Origin of the sequence: Coprococcus sp. ART55/1 (genome assembly GCF_000210595.1) — a bacterium.
GTDB lineage: Bacteria > Bacillota > Clostridia > Lachnospirales > Lachnospiraceae > Coprococcus > Coprococcus aceti.
Window position 1 is genome coordinate 1,753,066 of the sequence record NC_021018.1, and the last position, 1,065, is coordinate 1,754,130.

The following is a 1,065-nucleotide window of genomic DNA, read 5'->3' on the forward strand; positions in this document are numbered from 1 at the left end:
TAAGTTATCATTAAAACGTTATATTAAAGTGTACCCTTTGTCAAGGACACTATGACTTTTCCTTTTCAGATTTCTATTTTATATTTGTTTGTTGCGTAGAGGCATCAAAGTGATGCCTCTGATTGATTGTTTTCACCTTTTGCTTTAGGGTTTAACAGTGGATAAATTCCTGTTGTCAGATATTGATAATATTCAACAGGTGACAACCTTGCTAAGTCCCATTGATAACGTTCTGTATTATAATATTCTGTCCAATCCCTAACTGCGTTTAATATCTCCTCATAGCTGTAGCACTCTGATAGATCTAATTCATCTTTCATATGACCAAAGAATGATTCCGAGGAGCATTGTCCCAACAGTTTGCTCTACGTGACATAGACTGTCTCAGTTCGTTATCCTTTAACAATTGGATAAATTTAATGCTGGTATAGTGGGAACCCTGATCGCTATGTATTAATGTTTCTGTGCTTAAATCAGTTCCATGTTTTTCTATTAACTGCTTTACTGTTTCTAATACAAAATCAATTTCTAGTGATTCGCTGAGAACCCATGACAGAAGCTCCTTGGTACAGGCATCTATAATTGTTGACATATAGCACCGGGGTGCTTTTCCATTTATAATATACGTGATATCCGTTAACAGAATTTTTCTTGGTCCGTGTTCCTCGAATTCACGGTTTACTATATTAGGTGCGGTATATGCAGTTGCCATTGCTTTTGCCATTCTTCGATAGGGATTTGCCTTGCGGATAGGGCACTGTAAGTTGTACTTCTTCATCAGCCGCCGGATTTTTTTGATATTCATCACTATCGGCGGTTCCATGTGTAACAACCTCATATATATGCTACGGGCACCTTTATGATATCCTCGGTACTGGTATGCTTTCAGAATCAAAAGAAAATCCTGTCTGTCCCGTTCCTCCCTTTCCATTCGCTGGTTTTCTGTTGATAGATAATGGTAATATCCCGAACGGGATACTCCTGCTATTTCGCACATGGCAGCTACATTCAATAGATTATCGCTTTTTTGCATGGTATCATAAATAATCTGATACTTTGCATGTG

General features: G+C 37.8%; 2 protein-coding genes. Both read right to left on the minus strand.

Translation table 11 applies throughout. The annotated features are described in order from the left end of the window. Nucleotides 1–104: 104 nt before the first annotated feature. Nucleotides 105–320, minus strand: a complete 216-nt coding sequence (locus CCU_RS08025) for an IS3 family transposase (protein WP_208896107.1) — start codon at nucleotides 318–320, stop codon at nucleotides 105–107. Then, nucleotides 317–1,065: IS3 family transposase (locus CCU_RS08030; protein WP_208896108.1), on the minus strand; the 749-nt coding region annotated here is incomplete at its 5' end. The genes CCU_RS08025 and CCU_RS08030, both read right to left, overlap by 4 nt.

What these genes read in the sequence shown, in the direction of transcription:
- CCU_RS08025 (WP_208896107.1), bottom strand. Translation starts at nt 320, where the DNA reads ATGAAAGATGAATTAGATCTATCAGAGTGCTACAGCTATGAGGAGATA.